The following is a 19,217-nucleotide window of genomic DNA, read 5'->3' as shown; positions in this document are numbered from 1 at the left end:
ATAATTCAAATTTAAGCGAGCAAATTCGTATTGATGTGGTCTAACCTTGGTTTCATCATATATTTGATCTAAAAACCAATTATACAACTCTCTATGCATGACAAACTCTAACGTACAGATTGAATGAGATACTTGCTCGATGTAATCACTTTCACCATGGGCAAAATCATACATAGGATAGATTTTCCAATCGTTTCCAGTACGGTGATGATCACGGTGTAAAACTCTATAAATTAAAGGATCACGCATCAACATATTTGTCGATGCCATATCAATTTTGGCACGTAAAACATGACTTCCTTCTGGGAAATCACCGTTTTTCATTCCTTCAAATAATGTTATATTTTCTTCAATAGAACGGTTTCTATAAGGACCATCAACACCTGGTTGGGTTGGAGTTCCTTTTTGAGCTGCCATGTCTTCAGAGGATTGACTGTCCACATAAGCTTTCCCTTTCTTAATCATAATAACTGCCCAATCATATAATTGTTGGAAATAATCAGAAGCATAACGTTCTTCGGCCCAATTGAAACCCAACCATTGTAAATCTTCTTTGATAGCATCTACATATTCTTGTTCTTCTTTAGCGGGATTGGTATCGTCAAAACGTAAGTTTACTGGTGCATTATACTTTAGCCCTAAACCAAAATTCAAACAGATTGATTTAGCATGTCCAATATGTAAATAACCATTAGGTTCAGGAGGAAAACGAAAACGTAAATTATCTTGTGGAAAACCTGTTGCTAAACTTTCTTCAATGATTTGTTCTATAAAATTAAGTGATTTCTCTTCGGTAGCCATTATATTGTTTTATTTCCGCAAAGGTAAAAAAATAGATGAAAGATTACAGACAATAAGATAATAGACTTTTAAGAATATTAAACTATAATTTTTGGTACATTTGTATAAAATTATAGCGTTATGAAACAGTTAACAGTAACAATTCCAGATAGTTTTTACGATTCATTTGTTGATTTTTTTAAACACATTCCAAATGTTTCAATAGAAGAAAATGAAATTGAGGAAGTTTCTGAATGGCAACAAAAAATGGTTTTGGACAGAATTAAAAATTCTAAACCAGAAGATTATATTGATGCTGATGAAGCTTTAAAATCTTTAAAAGACAAATATGGTTTTTAAAGTCGTAATTTTAAAAAGAGCAGAACTTGAAATTACCAAGATCCAAATACTACTAAACTAAAATAATAAATGGGCATTATTAAATTAAAAAACATACGTACTTTCTCTTTTCACGGATGCTTAGTCGAAGAATCTAAAATAGGTTCTGACTATTCCGTTGACTTAGAAATAAAAGCTGATTTTAGTACTTCTTGTCTATCAGATGACCTAAATGATACGGTCGATTATGTACATTTAAACAAGATTGTAGTAGAAGAAATGGCTATTCGTTCTCAATTATTAGAACATGTAGGTCAAAGAATCATTAATCGTGTTTTTAACGAAATTCCTCAAGTTACCAAAGTAATCCTTGGAGTTTCTAAACTAAATCCTCCTATAGGTGGTGATGTTGAATCAGTTACTATTCAGTTAAAGGAATTTAGAAAATAAATTACAAACTTTTCAAGTAATCTAAATTCAAAACTATTGTATTATTTGGCTTAAAAAAGAATATGAAATTTGCATTTCGATAAATTTATAGTACATTTGCAGTCCAATAAATAATTGGCGTCGTGGCCGAGCGGCTAGGCTGGGCTCTGCAAAAGCTCCTACTCCGGTTCGAATCCGGACGATGCCTCAAGAAGAGATACAGAAATGTATCTCTTTTTTTATGTCTAATTTTTTTTAAAATACATAATGTTGAAAACTTTATAATCTACCATAGATTTCAATAAAGTGTTTTTAGAACTTTAACGATAATGTTGCAAACTGTGTGAAGCGAGTAGAATATATGGTTTAGAAAAGCCACGAATTACGAAATTAAATTTTGTAATTCGTGAATTCGTTGCTTTTATTTATTCAGCTCAAAAAGAGAAGATAGATAGAATTAAAACGATTAACTCATATTAATCTTTTAATCTGCAACTAAAATTTTAGAAGCTAAGGGAAATCCATTAAAATGTATCGTTTTAAACCTAATTTATGACCCATAAACATAAAAAAACGCTCACTAGGAGCGTTCTATTATTTCTTATGTTCTATTTTTTGAAAGGCTTTTTTAACCATTTCTTTTTCGTTAGGGAAGAATCCCTGTGTCATTAATACGAGTCCAAACACCATTAAAACGATACTTATTCCTTTTTTAATTTTTAGAATATTGGAAGGGGTCATTTTAGTTTTTAATTGTTTCGCTAGGACTATTTTTAAACAATCTACTAGTAAATAAGTGATAATTACAGTTGTAAAAAAAGTAAGCATTCTAGACGTTTGCATTTCTAATTTTGGTCCAACAGAGATGATTACAGCCAACCAAAATCCTAATACTCCAATGTTGATAATATTCAAAAAGAACCCTTTAAAAAATAAACTTACATAGTTTTTACGGATGATTTCGTTATCAATTTCTTTTGTATTGACTTTCTTTTCTTTTTTTAAATTAATGAAAGAAATAATACCATAAGCAAGCATTAACATTCCTCCAAATATAAAAAGTGCAGGTTTATCTTCTAAACTTTTAATCAATCTATAACTTCCTAAATATGCTATAGATAGGAAAAAAATATCAGCAAAAACAACTCCTAAGTCAAATACAATAGCAGCCCTAAATCCTTTTATAATACTGGTTTCAAGTAAAATAAAAAAAACAGGACCTATCATAAAACTTAAAAATACTCCCCAAGGAATACCAGATAAAATATCGTTTATCATTAAAGTTTGAAATTTATAAAGGAATAAAAAAACTGCAATTTAATTCATTTCTTCTATTTTTCCTCCCAGTACAGTGGCTTTATTTATTTGTTTTGGTTTTCCGTAGATCTTTACAGTACCTCCAGCTCTTACCTTAGCATCCACTAAAGTTGTTGCATGTATTTCAGCATTTCCTCCCGCAGAAACGCTTATTGTCGTTTGTGATGTATGCAAATCAGCTGCTTCAACAATTCCTCCAGCAGTTATGGTGACATCTTGATTATTCGCTTTTCCTGATAATTCAATTATTCCCCCTGTAACGGCTTTTACATTGGCTTTTTCTACATCTAAATCCAAATGAATTTCAGCTCCTTCCCTAGCGCTAATATTCATGATCGTAGCTTTAAAAATAGCATCACTCGATATATAAGAACCTTCGCTAGCACTTACTTCATCAATATTTTTAAAATACAACTGAACCGTAATATCATCACCAGATAATAATTTAGGAAAAGGCATTCTAATTTTTAATTCTCCATTTTTATTCACCGTTTCAAGCTCAGATGCTCTACTTCCTTTGATAACAATTTTGTTTTCCGTACTTGCAATCAGTTTGACATTGACTTTGTCAAAAACACTCAATGCATTAAAATCTCCTAAGTTCTTAGTAACCTGTGCAAAAGTGATTTGACATACCATCACTAAGGCTATAATCCATACTTTTTTCATTTTTTTTCTTTTGATGATTATTCATTTCTTTTGATAAAGTTGAAATCCAACTGTTTTTTAACCAAATCTGCGTTTTTAACAGTAACGTAGATTTCGTCTCCTAATTGCAATAATCGTTCCGAAGTAGCACCTACTAAGGCATATTGTTTTTCATCAAATGAATAATAATCTTCTTTTATATCACGAGTACGAACCATTCCCTCGCATTTATTTTCTACAATTTCGACATAAATTCCCCATTCTGTCACTCCAGAGATAACACCCAAAAACTCTTGATCTTTATGATCCTGCATGTATTTCACTTGCATGTATTTAATGGAATCTCTTTCGGCATTCGTAGCTAAACCTTCCATGGTTGAACAGTGTAAACATTTGGTTTCATACAACTCTTCATCAACTGATTTTCCTCCGTCAAGGTAAAATTGTAACAAGCGATGCACCATCACGTCAGGATAACGACGAATTGGTGAGGTAAAATGAGAGTAATAATCAAATGCTAATCCGTAATGTCCAATATTATCGGTTGAATATTTAGCTTTACTCATCGAACGAATCGCCAAAGTATCAATTAAATTTTGTTCTTTTTTACCATTCACATCAGCCATTAATTGGTTCAATGACTTGGATATATCTCCTTTATTACGGAAATCAATTTTATAACCAAACTTAGCAATAACGGTTTGCATGGCTATTAATTTATCTTCATTAGGCTCATCATGAATACGATAAATAAACGTTTTCTTTTGTTTACCAATGTATTCCGCTACTTTTTTATTAGCCAAAAGCATGAATTCTTCAATCAAATGATTGGCGTCTTTGGATACTTTGAAATACACCCCTTCTGGTTCTCCGTTTTGATCCAAGTTGAATTTTACTTCTACTTTATCAAATGAAATGGCTCCATCTTGCATTCTCTTCTTACGAAAAATCTTCGCTAATTCATCTAATTTAAGCGTTGCTGCTAGAATTTCTGGCGAAACTTGATACGAACTACCCGTAATCGAAATATCTTCTGGAATCGTATCGTCTTTCGTTTCTATGATGTATTGTGCTTCTTCGTACGCAAAACGTTGATCAGAGAAAATAACGGTTCTACCAAACCATTGATTCACCACCTGGCATTTTTCAGTTATTTCAAATACTGCTGAGAATGTATATTTTTCCTCTTGTGGACGTAACGAACAAGCAAAATTAGACAATACCTCAGGCAACATAGGTACTACTCTATCCACTAAATAAACAGAAGTTGCTCGTTGATAGGCTTCATCATCAAGGATAGTTCCTTCTTCTAGATAATAGGAAACATCAGCAATATGAATTCCTATTTCGTAATTTCCATTCTCCAATTGTTTGAATGATAAAGCATCATCAAAATCCTTCGCATCCTTAGGGTCAATCGTAAAAGTTAGCGTATCTCGCATATCACGACGATTGGCAATTTCAGCTTCAGTGATTGAAGTATCAATTTTTTGAGCGTATGTTTCTACTTCAATAGGAAACTCTGATGGCAAACCGTATTCAGCCAAAATAGCGTGAATCTCCGTATCGTGTTCTCCAGGTTTTCCTAGAACTTTAATCACTTTCCCAAAAGGACTATCGGCTCTTTTTGGCCAATCTTCAATATGAACCAAAACCACATCTCCTTGTTCTGCGTCTCCAAGTTTATCTTTTGCTATAAAAATATCGGTGTACATTTTTGGATTGGCAGTGGATACAAAAGCAAAGTTTTTTTGAATATCAATTACACCAACGAAATCTGTTTTTGCTCTTTCTACAATTTCAACTACTTCACCTTCAGGACGTTTTCCTCTTCTTCTATTGTAAACATAGACTTTTACAATATCTTTATCCAAAGCATGATTCAAGTTATTTGATGGAATAAAAACATCATCTTCAAAATCTTCACAGATAAAATAAGCCGTTTTCCGACCTGTCATATCTATTTTTCCTTCGTAATATTCTCTGCTTTCGGCTTTGATTAAATACTTACCAGGTTCCGATTCTATAATTTTTTTGGAAGCAGCCAGCAGTTTTAAATCTTTAATAATTTGATTGCGACTTTGCGTATCATCTAATTCTAATTTGGCTCCTATTTGCTTATATGTAAATTCTTTATTAGCACTATTTGATAGTATTTTTATAATTTTATCTGAGAAATCCTCTTGTTTTTTCATTGGTTTTCTTAATCTTTTTCCCATAATTCTTTTCTTAAAATTCGAAATTACAAAATTGTTAACACTTATAACTATTTGTCTTAGCAAATTAAATAAAATATAACGTTCGTTTGAGCCCAATACATTTAAGATTTATGATTAACTATTTTGATTTCTGATATAATAAAATGAAACAATCATTTATTTACTAACACTAAATCTTAAATGCTTCGCCCTTTCGCTGTGGCTCGGTTCAAAAATCATTAGTATAACTTTTCAAAACTTATACACTTTTGATCCTCGATAAGTCTTTTTCCATATTAAATCCTTTTCAAGTATCTTTATAATCAAAGATTAAAAACATGGAAACATTTATCACCATAGCGGTTTTTGATTACATTCATCAAATTGAAATATTGAAACATCGATTGGATCAAGAAGGGTTTCAGTATTTTTTTGAAAACGAAATCATGTCTTCTTTTGCTCCAATGTATTCCACAGCTTTAGGCGGAATCAAATTGAAAGTTCATCCTAACGATTTTGAAAAAATTAAATTGATTCTTCAAGAAATGAAATACGATAACAATTTAAGAATCGTTTAATTTTTTCAAAGTTGTCAACATATATTAAATACAACAAAAAGAAAATTTTAAATTAATTAAATTATTGTTTGTTATTATAGCATGTTAATAGTGGCTATAAAATTTTAGCAAGATGCTTTTATATGAAGTTTTATCATGTTATAAAGAGTTATCAACATAGTTATATTAAGTTAAAGCATTCATTTTAAAGTTAATTTAAAATATAATTAACAACGGTTGATAACCTAAAATAGATTCAAAATGTAAATAAGTATTTTTAAAAATTGTATTCATAAACTACCTTTTTCTGTTTATAACTTTTCTAAAAATTAAGCAAACTTTTTTAGGTTTATAACTTTGGGTTTTGGATTACATTTTTATTCGATACAACCAAAAAATACTTCTAATTTTCTTTATCAACTTATCAACATTTTATATTAACATAGCGTTAACTGAAAATCAAGCCATTACAAAGTGTTATTAACAAGCTATTTTTTTAACAATTATATTGAATATTATTTATTGATTATCAGTTGTTTATGAGTTATTAATAATTGTTTATAACTCACAATTACTTAGAAATAAAGGATTTATGTTAGAGTAATTTTTATCATCCATTTAATTTAAGTTTTGATACTATAAACTACATTATCAATATTCTTAATTTAAAGAATCTTTCCTTAAATTTGCAGTCACAACTTAATATAATAAAGATGAAAATTTCAATAGGTAACGATCACGCTGGTCCAGAGTACAAAAAAGCAATCGTAAAAATGCTGGAAGCAAAAGGATATGAGGTGACAAATTACGGTACAGATACAGCTGATAGTGTAGATTATCCCGATTTTGCTCATCCAGTAGCAACTGATGTAGCAGAAGGAAAAGCGGATTACGGTGTTTTAATTTGCGGAAGCGGAAACGGAATCTCTATGTCGGCTAATAAACATCAAAAAGTACGTGCAGGTTTGTGTTGGACTAAAGAAATCGCAACTTTAACACGTTTGCATAATGATGCAAATATTGTAAGTATTCCAGCTCGTTTTACATCCATCGAACAAGCTTTAGAAATTGTTGATACTTTCTTAAACACTGAATTTGAAGGAGGTAGACACCAAAACAGAGTAAATAAAATAGCGTGTAGCTAATAGACCTACTTCATAATAGTAACCGCAAAACGATTTATTTTTTAAAACTGTTTTGCGGTTTTTTTATGTTCTACTGACTGAATTAATGTAAATTGAGTCACTACGTTGACTGAGTTTACATTAATTCAGTCAGTGGCATTACTAATTAAATAATTTATGAATGGACTGTTTATTATTTAATAGTAATTTGTTCGTTACTAAACAAGGTAAAAACGATTATGATTTGCAGGACAACAATTCCCAAAAACATCCATAAATAAGATGTTTTTGATTGTAATGTCTTAAAAACAGCATTCCTATACCTGATCCTAAAGTTCCACCCAATGCTACCGAAAGTAAAAAGTTTTTTCAGGAATGTGTTGTTTACGTTTGATAGCTAACCTTTTGTCATAGGCAAGGAGTATAAATGCAATCAGATTTATGAACACTTAAATACAATGTAATTATTATTTATGAATAGTTAGTTTGTAAAAGTAGTTTTCATCTATTAATTTGATAATAAGTTAATTATTAAGGATAATTATAAGTTATTCTAGGATAATATAGTTTTATTCTTTAGTCAATAATTGAATAATTTTACAAAAACATAACATAAAATTCACAAAGTATTCCATGTAAAAGTAATGTTATGAATTATTAACTTAACCAAATTATAAAATGAAAAAAGAAATTACAAAAAAAACAATGTGTTTAGCAGTATTACTTCTGCTAAATTTCACTTCCTTTTTTGCTCAATCTGGAGCTCCATCAACTTTGCCTGTGAACCAGAACGAAGCTGATTTTTTTACGGATAATTCAGTAAATGTTCCAGTAGCAAGAAAAAAAACACTTGTAAATAATGGGGCAGGAGATGATTCGGCAACTTTGAATAATTTAATAACTTCTTTATCAAATCAAGGAGGAGGGGTTATAACAATTCCATCAGGGACTTGGTTGTTTGGAAATATTAAATTGTTATCAAATGTGCATTTAATATTTAATTCCAATGCAATTGTTAAACCAAAGTTAGCATCTTCTGGAGATAGTTCTATTTTTGAAATAGGATATACTGGAGTAAAAGCATCTAATGTAAGTATTAGATGTACTTCGGGTCAATTCAAAATTGATTTGTCAACGGTACCTTTAAATTCAAGAATATTACCTTTTAATGTTAAAGAGGTCGAAAACTTCATGATTTCTGGATGTTATATTACAGATAGATGGACAGTACATTCAACTGTAAATCTTGGATTAAGTAAGCGTAATAATGTTTGGGCAGGAGCCAAAAAAGGATTAGTAAAAAATATAACCGTAATCAATGCACATGGTGGTTATGGAGCCGTACAGGTGAGAGTTGGAGAAAAAATATTGTTTAAAAATATTGTTTCAAAGGGTGGAGGAGCCACTTTACGTATTGAAACTGATGGTAGAGAAACAAGTGGAAATCAAGCTCCGCAAACTGTTGCAAAGGTTTCGGAAATTTCTGCTTATAATATTTATTGTGAAAATGGAAATTCAGCGGTAATGATACAACCTTGGGGAGCTAAAAATGGTTGGTTTGATATTCAAAAAGTAAGAGCTGTTAGTTGTATGTCTGTTGTCCGAATTAACCGGGCTTTTGTAGAACTTAATGCGCCAAGTATTGGTAATTTTGATCCAGATTCGAGAATTACAGATATTGCCAGTAGTTATGGAACTAATGCTCAAGTTAAAGATGGAGATATACCATTTGTACCTTGTCATTTAAGAACGAATCCAAATATTTTAAGAACTACAAGTTTGCCGGGGCAAGATAGATGGTTTCAAGGTCCTTCATTAGCTCCATTATGGTATGCGGCAAGTAGTACAACTGGACAAGATCCTAGGTATTATAGTATCAAAATCCCAACAGTCGAAAACTTACAACAAAATGCTACAAACTTTCCAGCCAACACTCCTATTATAAGAAGATGGAATGATAGAGTTGAAAATTGCTCTTCTACTAATCGTCCTGGAATTTCGTTAAATACAAAAGAAGAATCTTTATATGATTCGGATAGTGATAAAAATTATTCAATTGAATTGTTTCCTAATCCAGTAAAAGATGATTACGTAACTATTCAATTGAACGGAATTGAAGATGAAACAGTTACATATTATACTGTTTTTAATACCACAGGAACTCTTGTTGGTAGGCAAAAATCATTCAGTGGATATAAGGGTATTATTAATATTTCTGAATTCTCACAAGGATTGTATTTTATTAAAATTGAAAATTATAAAGGAAATAGTATGCTAAAACTTGTAAAACATTAATTAAGTTAATATATAATTTAGAAAGGGATTAATTAGAAAGTTAATCCCTCTTTTTATAAGGAATTAAACAAAAAACAAGACAAAAGTAATTAAAATTTGCACTACTACAATTGTCCAAAACTTCCACAAATAAAAAGGTTTTGATGTTTTATGCCTAAAAGTTAACATTCCTAATCCAGAACCAATTGTTCCACCAAACAAAACAAAACTTAAAAGCACTTTCTCGGATATTCTTCTTTTTTGTTTTATAGCTTGCCGTTTATCATAAGCGGTTAGTATAAAAGCAAGAACATTTAACAGTAAAAAATAATAGAATAAAATAATCATTTAGCGCTAATTAAGTTTCAAAGATAATTCATTAATAAATTTTTAATATAAAAATTATTTATACCATTTAATCTTTTAAAGATAACAAATGTAAAATTAGTTAATTCTTGCTAATTCTTTTAAAATTGGCAAGAAATAAAAACTATTTTATATATTTGTTATACTAATTTAATAATGATGATTGAAGAAGCACCAAGTCCAAATTTTGAAAATAAAGTAGTATTAAATCTAAACAACCCTAAAGTTATGGGTAAAATAAAGGATTTAAATAATAGCTATTTATATTGGGATAAAATAAAGTATAAAAAAATAGATCATTTAACTTCAAGTGAAGTATGGAGTACAGTTAAACTTGTTAGAAGTATTAATTATAAACAAATAAAATTTTCAGATACGATATTTAATTATTTTAATACAGATTATATTCAAAAATCATTGCATAAATTTGATATGAATATTGGTGGTTATATAGGTTCTCAAAACATTATTCCAGAATCTGATAAAGCAAGATATTTAGTAAGTTCAATAATGGAAGAAGCCATTTCCAGTAGTATAATGGAAGGTGCAAATACTACAAGAAAGAAAGCAAAAGATATGCTTAGAAAAGATACTAAACCAATCAATAAATCAGAACAAATGGTTGTTAATAATTATCTTACTATTAAGCATATTTTGAAAAATAAAAATGAGGAATTAACCCCAGAAAACTTATTACAGATCCATCAATTGATGTGTTCAAATACTTTATCAAATAAAAAAGAAGAAGGAGCATTTAGAATTTCAAATGATATTCATGTAGTAAATTATTCAACAAGTGAAGTAGTCCACACGCCTCCTGATTCCAAAAGAGTTAGTAATTTGATAAATGAATTATGTTTATTCTTTAACTCAGATAAAGAAGATTTTATTCACCCAATTATAAAAGGTATTATTATCCATTTTATGATTGGATGGATTCATCCTTTTACAGATGGAAACGGTAGAACAGCAAGGGCATTATTTTATTGGTATTTGCTAAAAAAAGGATATTGGCTTACAGAATATTTATCAATATCTAAAATTATACAAGGTTCTAAAAATCAATATGAAAAAGCTTACTTATATACAGAAAATGATTCAAATGATTTGTCTTATTTTATAACATATCACATAGAAGTAATGCATAAAGCATTTGAGTCTTTAAAAAATTACATTCAAGAAAAGCAAAAAGAAAATTTACAAATTGCAAGTTTTTTAAAAATAGCAGGAATAAATGAAAGACAAGCACAAATTTTAAAAACTCTTTTTGATGAACCAGAATGTGTTTTTTCTGTAAAAGAAGTTCAAATCAGATTTTCAGTTGCTAATTATACAGCCAGAACTGATCTTAATAACTTGGTAAATATGGGGTTTATGGAAATGATTTCTGTAAATAAAGTAAAACAAAATTATATCCGATCTCATGGTTTTACAACTCTAATTCAAAAAACAAACTTATAAATTCTTGCTAATTTTAAAAGAATTGGCAAGTATTTATGAACAACTTATCAACAATGACCAACATACAATTCATCGCCAAGACGGTACAAACAGCAGCCATAAACATTCAAAAAACAGTAGAACTTTTACAAGAAGATTGCACCTTTCCGTTTATTTCTCGGTATCGAAAAGATACTACAGGAAATCTGGATGAAGTCCAAATTGAAAATATTGCTAAACTTCAAAAAGAATATGAAGCGATTGTAAAAAGGAAAGAAGCGATTCTTAAATCAATTGAAGAACAAAAAGCTTTAACGCCAGAATTAGAGAAAAAAATCCAACAAAGCTTTGATTTACAAGAAATTGAGGATTTTTATTTACCATACAAAAAGAAAAAGAAAACCAAGGCTGATGTCGCTCGTGAGAACGGATTAGAACCTTTGGCGAAAATTATCATGGCACAAGGAAAAGACGATGTTGATTTCTTAGCTTCGAAATATTTGAATGATAATGTGATCAATGAAGATGCTGCGCTGCAAGGTGCTCGAGATATTATCGCCGAATGGATTAACGAAAACATTTATGTGCGTAAGCAATTGCGTCGTTTGTACGAACGCAAAGCAACCATTACGACCAAAGTAGTAAAATCTAAAAAAGACGACGAAGGAGCACAAAAATTCAATCAATATTTTTATTGGTCTGAACCGATTACGAAAGCGCCATCACACCGATTATTAGCCATGTTGCGCGCCGAGAACGAAGGTTTCATCAAGTTTAAAGTAGAAGTAGATATTGATGCAGCTTATGATTTAATTGATGAATTGGTTTTGAAAGGACAAAGTCCAGCAACGCCACACGTACAATTAGCCATTGAAGACAGTTACAAACGTTTATTAAATCCTGCTATTTCCAATGAAACCTTACAAGAAGCGAAGGCTAAGGCTGATGCCAATTCGATTCAGGTTTTTGCGACTAATTTAGGACAATTATTGTTGGCACCACCATTAGGCGAAAAACGAATCTTAGCCATTGACCCAGGTTTTAGAAGCGGTTGTAAAATCGTTTGTTTGGATGAAAAAGGCGATTTATTGTACAATGAAACGATTTATCCACACGCGCCACAAAATGAAACCACAATGGCGATGAAAAAGATCAAATCGATGGTCAATGCTTATAATATAGATGCCATTTCGATAGGAAACGGAACGGCTTCACGCGAAACGGAATTCTTTATCAAGAAAATTGCTTTTGACAGACCCGTACAGGTTTTTATCGTTTCGGAGGCGGGAGCTTCGGTTTATTCAGCTTCAAAAATTGCGCGAGAAGAATTTCCAAATTATGATGTAACGGTTCGTGGTTCGGTTTCTATTGGGAGACGATTGAGCGATCCTTTGGCCGAACTGGTAAAAATAGACCCAAAAGCGATAGGAGTAGGGCAGTACCAGCACGATGTGGATCAAACTAAACTGAAAGAAGAACTGGATTCAACCGTAATTCGTTGTGTGAATTCCGTTGGGATAAATATCAATACGGCAAGTAAACATTTGTTGAGTTATGTGAGTGGAATAGGAGAGAAGCTGGCCGAAAATATTGTGACGTATCGCTCTGAAAATGGGCCTTTTGAAGATAGAAAACAATTAAAAAAAGTACCACGTTTGGGCGAAAAAGCATTTCAGCAAGGAGCTGCTTTTATCCGAATCAAAGAAGGAAAAAATCCATTGGACAATTCGGCAGTGCATCCTGAGGCGTATTCGATTGTTGAAAAAATGGCCAAAGATTTAAAATTGAAAGTAAGCGATTTGATTGGCGACAAAGAAAAAACAGTTTTAATCAAAGTAGAGAATTACATTACTCCGGAAATTGGTCTGTTAACTTTAAAAGATATTATCAAAGAATTAGAAAAACCAGGATTAGATCCAAGAAAAGCAGCCAAAGTTTTTGAATTTGACCCGAATGTAAAATCGATTAAAGATGTAAAAACCGGCATGATTTTGAACGGAATTGTCAACAACATTACCAACTTTGGTTGTTTTGTAGATTTGGGTATCAAAGAAAGTGGTCTGGTACACATCTCTCAACTCAAAGCAGGCTTTGTAAGCGATGTAAACGAAGTTGTGAAGCTTCACCAGCATGTAACTGTAAAAGTTACGGAAGTGGATGAGGATAGAAAGCGAATTCAGTTGACGATGGTGTTGTAAAAAAGCATTATATTTTTATAATAAGAATTGGAGACTTTGTATGTTTAGGAATTTATGTTTTTTTTTAAATCCAGTACTTGTTTTGTCTAATGATAACTAAAATGTTTTGTTTCAGTGGGTTGTATTCATTAACTATACTTATTTTGACTCTTAAAATGAGGATTTAAATTATCGAATTCAGAAATTTAAAGATTTTTATTGGTCCCAGGAATAGTCAAAAATAAGCACTTTAATGCATTTTGCCTCTAAAAAATTTAGTCACAGATTAAAAATATTTAGCTGTGTTAATCGTTTTAATCTGTGGCAAATTATAAATTTTTCACTTGCAGTCTTTTAGTCTGACAACCAAATCTATGGGTTTTCAATGCATAGTGATTTAGTTTATTTCTAAAGTGTAGTATATAATAGATATTTATAGTAAAAATACCCCCAAACAGTGTTAAACTTTTTGGGGGTATTTTAGTACTTGCAAAGGTATTTTAAATATGAGAAACTTAAAAATGTATTATTTTTTTACAATTTTAGAACTCGAAATTCCTTTTTCAGAAGCCAAACGCAATACATAAATCCCTTTATTCAAAGAAGATACATTAATTGATTCTGATGGCTTATTTTGAGTTAATACCACTCTTCCAGAAGCATCAATAATTTGTACTGACAATAAAGTCTCTTGTGTTTGAATATTCAACACTTCTTGAACTGGATTTGGATATACCGCAAATTCAAAAGCATTGTGATTTTTTATCCCTAAAGTACTATCATATTTTAACATTACTTTTCCAGTAATACCGTAATCAACTGACCAACCTGCTGACAATCCAACAACTGAACTAAAAGGTCCTGTAATTACACCAGTACCATTAGCTAATAGAATATCTACGGTAGTATTAAGCGTTGGAGTATATATACCCGTTACGTCTAGAGTAGCATTAGTCACATCAAATCCTGCATCTACTGTAGACGCAGTTAATTGATCAAAGTTTATTCCCGGCGTTGTATTTCCATTTACATTCATTCTCAATTTTACTGGCACAGCACCAGAACCAATTACAACATTTGCATCATTAGAATCTAATACTTGAACTAATTCATCTTTAGGTGTGTTTATGATAGAACCGTTATTAGTAACAGTAACATTTCCGGTACTGATTTTACTCCAAGCTCCAGTACCATTACCCGTAAATTTGATAACTCCAGAAGCATTATTGGTAAAAGTATTACCCAAAGCTCCCGAAAAGGTGAAACCAACATTTGAAGTAATTGTACCGTTATTTGACAAAACAAACTTGTTTGAAGCATTACCTGCTGCAATTGTAGAAGTAACAGCTGCAGTAGTAGACAAGTTAATTGTACCAGTATTTGTAAAATCAGTTACAGTAGCTAAAGTCATAGGATTTGCCACAGTCACAGCCACATTTAATGTTCCTGAATTATTAATAGTATATGGACCATTCGTGTTAAATTGCAGACCAGAAATTGTATTACCTACAAGGTTGACATTAAATGTACCCGTATTCACAAAACTACCTGAAGCACCTGCTGTTCCTGAACTTTTTATACCACTAAAAAAATCACCTGTAAGATTGACAGTTCCGTTATTTGTGAAATAAGCGGTATTTGCTCCAGATAAAAATACAGCGTGATGATTAGTTGTAGTTCCATTTCCAACAGCGTTAATTGTAGTTCCAGCATCTACTATAACTTCTCCAGCAGTAGCAATAATAAATAAAGAAACATCAACTGACGGTGCTGAAAATCCCGCACCTGTAAGTAAAACTTTCCCACCAGTAGTGGCATTTAAAATACTTTTTGTCATTGCAGCTGCAATTGTAGAACCAGTTCCAAAAGAAATTTGAGGAGTGTTTGCATTTATACCAGCTATATTTATACCATTATTAACTGAGTTTATAGTTATAACACCTGATCCATAAACACCATGAGTAGCTAAAGCTTGATCCGTAGAAGCCGCAATACTTAAACACACACCAGTATTAGGTGAAGTATTTGAAATTGATAATATTCCATTGTTAGTAATTGTTCCCCCAGTAAAAGTAATTCCACTTGCGGTCCCAGTAACAGTATTATTAACTGTCAATGTTTGACCAGAATCAATGATTAACCTACCTTGTCCTCCTCCAGCAGCAACTGCTCCTAAAGTTCCCCTTAATACAGTTCCAGGAGAAGCAGTAATGGTACATGTACCATTATTTATTGTAAAAGAATCTCCTGCATTACCACCTGGCACACCATTTGGTGACCAATTGGTAGCTGTATTCCAGTCTCCAACTCCACCACCAACCCATGTGTAACTAGTTTGCGCCATAATTGTATTTACAAACATCCCGCAAAACAAAACAAAAAGTACAGCCACACCTGTTCTCTTTTTTCCAAAAATGTAATTTTTTTTCATAATTGATTTTTATTAAAATTGCTAATTGATTTAAAAATGCCCTACAATAACTAACAGTAAAGACTTTGTTTTTTTTAAAACAAAAACACCAAACTTCCCCGATTAATCACCTGTAAACCATTTTATTACTTAAACCAAAATTCAGTTATTATTTGTTATAAAAAATTAACATATGAGTTTTTAAATAGAACAAATGTCTTTTTTTACTACCCTAAAAAACCTAAAATCAGCACTAAAATCAGACGTTAATAAAAAAACAACTAGATTTTACACAAAAAAAATCCCACTCGTGCAAACGAGAGGGATTATCTTAAAATCAGTTTTAAAAACTAATACATATACGCTTAGAATTTACTGTGAAAAAATTCTAGCATAGCATTTTGCTACGGTATAATTTTATTTTGAATAGAAAAAGAACATTTTTTTGAATAAAATTCTAAGTTTAAATGATATAAACTATGAATTCTTCAAATTGATGATTTCTTGATCTGTAAGCAATCTCCAGTTTCCTCTTGGTAAGTTTTTCTTAGTCAAACCTGCAAACGAAACACGATCAATACGCAATACATCATATTTAAAATGCTCAAAAATAGAACGAACTACCTTTACATTAGAAGAACGTAATTTTAATCCAATTTCACTTTTCGCTTCTCCTTCAATATAAGTCACTTCTTCCACAAAAACTCGGTGTCCTTCAAGAACTAAACCTTTGGATATTTTTTCTAAATCTTCAAATTTCAAGTTTTTATCTAATGATACTTGGTAGATTTTTGATGATTTGTTTGTTGGTAACGTAAATTTACGAATCATGTCCGTATCATTTGTAAACAACAACAAACCCGTTGTATTCTTATCCATACGTCCTACTGCACCAATTTTTGCCGTCGTGGAACCTTTTACCAATTCTAATACATTACGGAATTCCTGACCTTCATCAAGAGCCGTTGTAAAGTTTTTAGGCTTATTCAATAAGATATATACTTTTTTCTCAGGAGTCAATTTTACTCCGTCAAAATTTACTTCATCACCTGGTTTTACTAAGTACCCCATTTCGGTTACAGGAATACCATTTACTTTCACATTCCCAGATTGGATGTAAATATCCGCATCACGACGTGAACACGCCCCTGAATTGGCAATGTATTTATTCAAACGGATTTCGTCTTTAGCTTTTTGTCTCTTAGGTGCTTGATTTGGTTTTTTTGCCTTAGCCGCTTCCTCTTCAGCCACTTTGGTGTTTACTTTAGCTTTTTTAGGTCCTTGCGCCCTTTTTTGCATAGCGGGTTTGGGCTTATTAGAATTCGTTCTTGAACCACCTGGTCTAGAACCTCCTCCTCTATTACTGCCTTGCTTGTCATTCATAATATTCTGTAATTTTTGCAAAGATACTATTTATATTTTTGCAAATGGCTACTTCCAAGTCATTAAGTCACAACTATTAAAGATTAATAATGAAGTAGTTATAGAATCACTTCTTCTAAATTCATTTTGATTGAATCCTATTCAGTCATTCATTACCAGTTTTTGACTAAAAAGCATTCTTTTTCATAAGGTTGATTATCACGAACTAAAATAAATAGTGCTTCTTGAATTTTAATTATAAAAAGATATATTTGATGAAATTTTATCATAAATTCTGATCACTCAAAAAATCATTTTAACTTTTTTCGCAAATCAAATCATGAAAAAACCACTTTTATTTTTTATTTTTTTATTGATTTTGTCGTGTAATTCGGAAGATGCACCAATAATAGAAACGAAAATCGAACAACAAGAAGAGGAAAAGATTCCTAGCAATGATTTAAATAGCTTTTTTCATAATGCTTTGATTTCGGACCGATTCAATAACATCGAAAGAAAAGACCCTATAAAAATCATTCAATTTGACGAACCAAACAATCGAATTAGAACTAATTATTCGTTTTTAAAAAATTTGCTAATTGAACCTAAGAATAAACAAAGTTGGTTCATCACCCAAAACAGCGAAGCATCAACAGTAGTCGAAATAAACAGCGTTGATGTTACTACTGGCTGGATAACATTAGGCAAAACATTTACAGGAAAATTAAATACAAATACTGGAGCTACTTTAGAATTCTTCAATCCCTTTGTTAATTATCAAATAATAAATGACAGTCGGTTATTCAATCCCTATCCAACTAGCGTATCCGAAGGTATTTTTAACTACATTCAACCAGGCGGTATCATTGCAAAAAAAGATGGAACCTATACACTGTTAACCCCAATTGTATTTGGAGCTCACGATAAAAGAAGCATTTATTACGCCACAAGTACCAACCTTGAAAACTGGGTCTTTCACAACACCAAAATTTTAAGTACTGATATGATTCCCTTTGCTAAACCAAATGGCAACGTATTTTCCACAGGAAATCCTTTAAAATTAGATGATGGTACATTACTTGTACTCTTGGGCGTACAACAGCCTAACAACAATTACACCTGTGCCTATATGATCATTGACGAAGACCTAAAAATTTTGCAACAACCAAAAGAGATTATGATCCCTGAATGGAACGGGTTAGATCAAAATAGTTTCCCTTTAAACATTACAAAATTCAACAATAAGTACCGAATCTTATTTCACAAACGAAATCCTGATTTTATAGACCGAGAAATTCATGAACTAATTGCTACGAATTTATTTGAGGCATTGGATGCTAACAAAAGTATCATCTCCACCAAAATGATCCATAAAGGAACAAACAGTACTGGATATTTAAGAGGAAAAGCGGATGATGCCTCCTATATCAATTTTAATTCCCAGCTGTTCCTTCTTATTGGTGCCGAAGAAACACCATCTAATTATTTAACCTCAAACAATCGTGAATACGGATTAATGAAATTAGATGAAAACACTAATTCATGGACTCACGATAAAAGAAGCCCGCTCATCATCAACCCCGTACAACTATACTACAAATACCCTATGTACAATTGGGCTTGGGATCATTTAGGGGGCTTTGTATCTCCCATTATCAGGAACAACACCCTATATGTTTTTATGGCTTTTGGTACTGATAATCCTGATTATTACATCTCTGGAATAAAAATTCCTTTAAATTAAGCTACTTTAATTCTTTTTATCAAGAGCTATTCCTGCCTTCCATTACAAGCTT

General features: G+C 31.3%; 16 protein-coding genes and 1 tRNA gene. 9 read left to right on the top strand and 8 right to left on the bottom strand.

Annotation, left to right across the window (positions count from 1 at the left end; genetic code table 11):
• Positions 1 to 801, bottom strand: an 801-nt coding sequence (locus WBQ70_RS00730; protein ID WP_423909179.1) for a glutamate--tRNA ligase family protein, incomplete at its 3' end; no start/stop codon positions are given.
• Positions 802 to 921: 120 nt separating this feature from the next.
• Here WBQ70_RS00730 and WBQ70_RS00725 point away from each other — a divergent pair.
• The 3 genes from WBQ70_RS00725 to WBQ70_RS00715 all read left to right on the top strand — a co-directional run bounded on the left by WBQ70_RS00725 (position 922) and on the right by WBQ70_RS00715 (position 1,756).
• Positions 922 to 1,140: a hypothetical protein gene (locus WBQ70_RS00725; RefSeq protein ID WP_423909176.1), complete on the top strand. Its 219-nt coding sequence runs from the start codon at positions 922 to 924 to the stop codon at positions 1,138 to 1,140.
• Between the two features lie 69 nt (positions 1,141 to 1,209).
• The gene (folB, locus tag WBQ70_RS00720) at positions 1,210 to 1,569 is read left to right on the top strand and encodes a dihydroneopterin aldolase (protein ID WP_423909173.1); all 360 of its coding nucleotides are present in this window, start codon (positions 1,210 to 1,212) and stop codon (positions 1,567 to 1,569) included.
• Positions 1,570 to 1,685: 116 nt separating this feature from the next.
• A tRNA-Cys gene (locus WBQ70_RS00715) sits at positions 1,686 to 1,756 on the top strand.
• Between the two features lie 386 nt (positions 1,757 to 2,142).
• On the opposite strand, the gene WBQ70_RS00710 is transcribed toward WBQ70_RS00715, so the two are convergent.
• The 3 genes from WBQ70_RS00710 to rnr are packed head-to-tail and all read right to left on the bottom strand — an operon-like array spanning position 2,143 to position 5,732.
• Complete coding sequence (locus WBQ70_RS00710; protein ID WP_423909170.1) at positions 2,143 to 2,826, bottom strand: LysE family translocator; 684 nt, start codon at positions 2,824 to 2,826, stop codon at positions 2,143 to 2,145.
• A gap of 39 nt (positions 2,827 to 2,865) precedes the next feature.
• Positions 2,866 to 3,534, bottom strand: a complete 669-nt coding sequence (locus tag WBQ70_RS00705) for a head GIN domain-containing protein (RefSeq protein ID WP_423909167.1) — start codon at positions 3,532 to 3,534, stop codon at positions 2,866 to 2,868.
• 17 nt (positions 3,535 to 3,551) lie between these two features.
• The gene (rnr, locus tag WBQ70_RS00700; protein WP_423909165.1) at positions 3,552 to 5,732 is read right to left on the bottom strand and encodes a ribonuclease R; all 2,181 of its coding nucleotides are present in this window, start codon (positions 5,730 to 5,732) and stop codon (positions 3,552 to 3,554) included.
• Between the two features lie 317 nt (positions 5,733 to 6,049).
• Here rnr and WBQ70_RS00695 point away from each other — a divergent pair, with 317 nt between their 5' ends.
• Both WBQ70_RS00695 and rpiB read left to right on the top strand, forming a co-directional pair.
• On the top strand, positions 6,050 to 6,289 hold the full coding sequence (locus tag WBQ70_RS00695) for a DUF2007 domain-containing protein (protein ID WP_423909162.1): 240 nt from the start codon (positions 6,050 to 6,052) through the stop codon (positions 6,287 to 6,289).
• A gap of 692 nt (positions 6,290 to 6,981) precedes the next feature.
• The gene (rpiB, locus tag WBQ70_RS00690) at positions 6,982 to 7,413 is read left to right on the top strand and encodes a ribose 5-phosphate isomerase B (protein ID WP_423909160.1); all 432 of its coding nucleotides are present in this window, start codon (positions 6,982 to 6,984) and stop codon (positions 7,411 to 7,413) included.
• 326 nt (positions 7,414 to 7,739) lie between these two features.
• Here rpiB and WBQ70_RS00685 read toward each other — a convergent pair whose 3' ends face one another.
• On the bottom strand, positions 7,740 to 7,841 hold the full coding sequence (locus WBQ70_RS00685) for a DUF1294 domain-containing protein (protein WP_423909157.1): 102 nt from the start codon (positions 7,839 to 7,841) through the stop codon (positions 7,740 to 7,742).
• 229 nt (positions 7,842 to 8,070) lie between these two features.
• Here WBQ70_RS00685 and WBQ70_RS00680 point away from each other — a divergent pair, with 229 nt between their 5' ends.
• Positions 8,071 to 9,687 carry a T9SS type A sorting domain-containing protein gene (locus tag WBQ70_RS00680; protein ID WP_423909154.1) on the top strand — a complete coding sequence of 539 codons (1,617 nt, stop codon included), beginning with the start codon at positions 8,071 to 8,073 and terminating at the stop codon, positions 9,685 to 9,687.
• A gap of 63 nt (positions 9,688 to 9,750) precedes the next feature.
• Here WBQ70_RS00680 and WBQ70_RS00675 read toward each other — a convergent pair whose 3' ends face one another.
• A complete protein-coding gene (locus tag WBQ70_RS00675) occupies positions 9,751 to 10,014 on the bottom strand; it encodes a DUF1294 domain-containing protein (RefSeq protein WP_423909151.1) in 264 nt (87 codons plus the stop codon).
• Between the two features lie 174 nt (positions 10,015 to 10,188).
• On the opposite strand from WBQ70_RS00675, the gene WBQ70_RS00670 reads away from it, so the two are divergent.
• Together WBQ70_RS00670 and WBQ70_RS00665 are read left to right on the top strand one after the other, a co-directional pair.
• Positions 10,189 to 11,493 (top strand): Fic family protein, encoded by a 1,305-nt coding sequence (locus tag WBQ70_RS00670; RefSeq protein WP_423909149.1) that lies wholly within the window; start codon positions 10,189 to 10,191, stop codon positions 11,491 to 11,493.
• Between the two features lie 53 nt (positions 11,494 to 11,546).
• A complete protein-coding gene (locus WBQ70_RS00665; protein WP_423909147.1) occupies positions 11,547 to 13,670 on the top strand; it encodes a Tex family protein in 2,124 nt (707 codons plus the stop codon).
• A 505-nt stretch (positions 13,671 to 14,175) separates the two neighbouring features.
• Here WBQ70_RS00665 and WBQ70_RS00660 read toward each other — a convergent pair.
• Positions 14,176 to 16,080 carry a T9SS type A sorting domain-containing protein gene (locus WBQ70_RS00660; RefSeq protein WP_423909144.1) on the bottom strand — a complete coding sequence of 635 codons (1,905 nt, stop codon included), beginning with the start codon at positions 16,078 to 16,080 and terminating at the stop codon, positions 14,176 to 14,178.
• A gap of 456 nt (positions 16,081 to 16,536) precedes the next feature.
• Positions 16,537 to 17,442: a pseudouridine synthase gene (locus tag WBQ70_RS00655; protein WP_423909142.1), complete on the bottom strand. Its 906-nt coding sequence runs from the start codon at positions 17,440 to 17,442 to the stop codon at positions 16,537 to 16,539.
• A gap of 319 nt (positions 17,443 to 17,761) precedes the next feature.
• Between WBQ70_RS00655 and WBQ70_RS00650 the strand changes: the two genes are divergently transcribed.
• Entirely contained in the window at positions 17,762 to 19,165 is a 1,404-nt protein-coding gene (locus tag WBQ70_RS00650; RefSeq protein ID WP_423909139.1) for a hypothetical protein, read from the top strand.
• Positions 19,166 to 19,217 lie beyond the last annotated feature (52 nt).

The sequence above is a fragment of the Flavobacterium sp. genome (genome assembly GCF_049590715.1).
GTDB lineage: Bacteria > Bacteroidota > Bacteroidia > Flavobacteriales > Flavobacteriaceae > Flavobacterium.
This window is presented reverse-complemented; position numbering and strand designations above follow the sequence as displayed.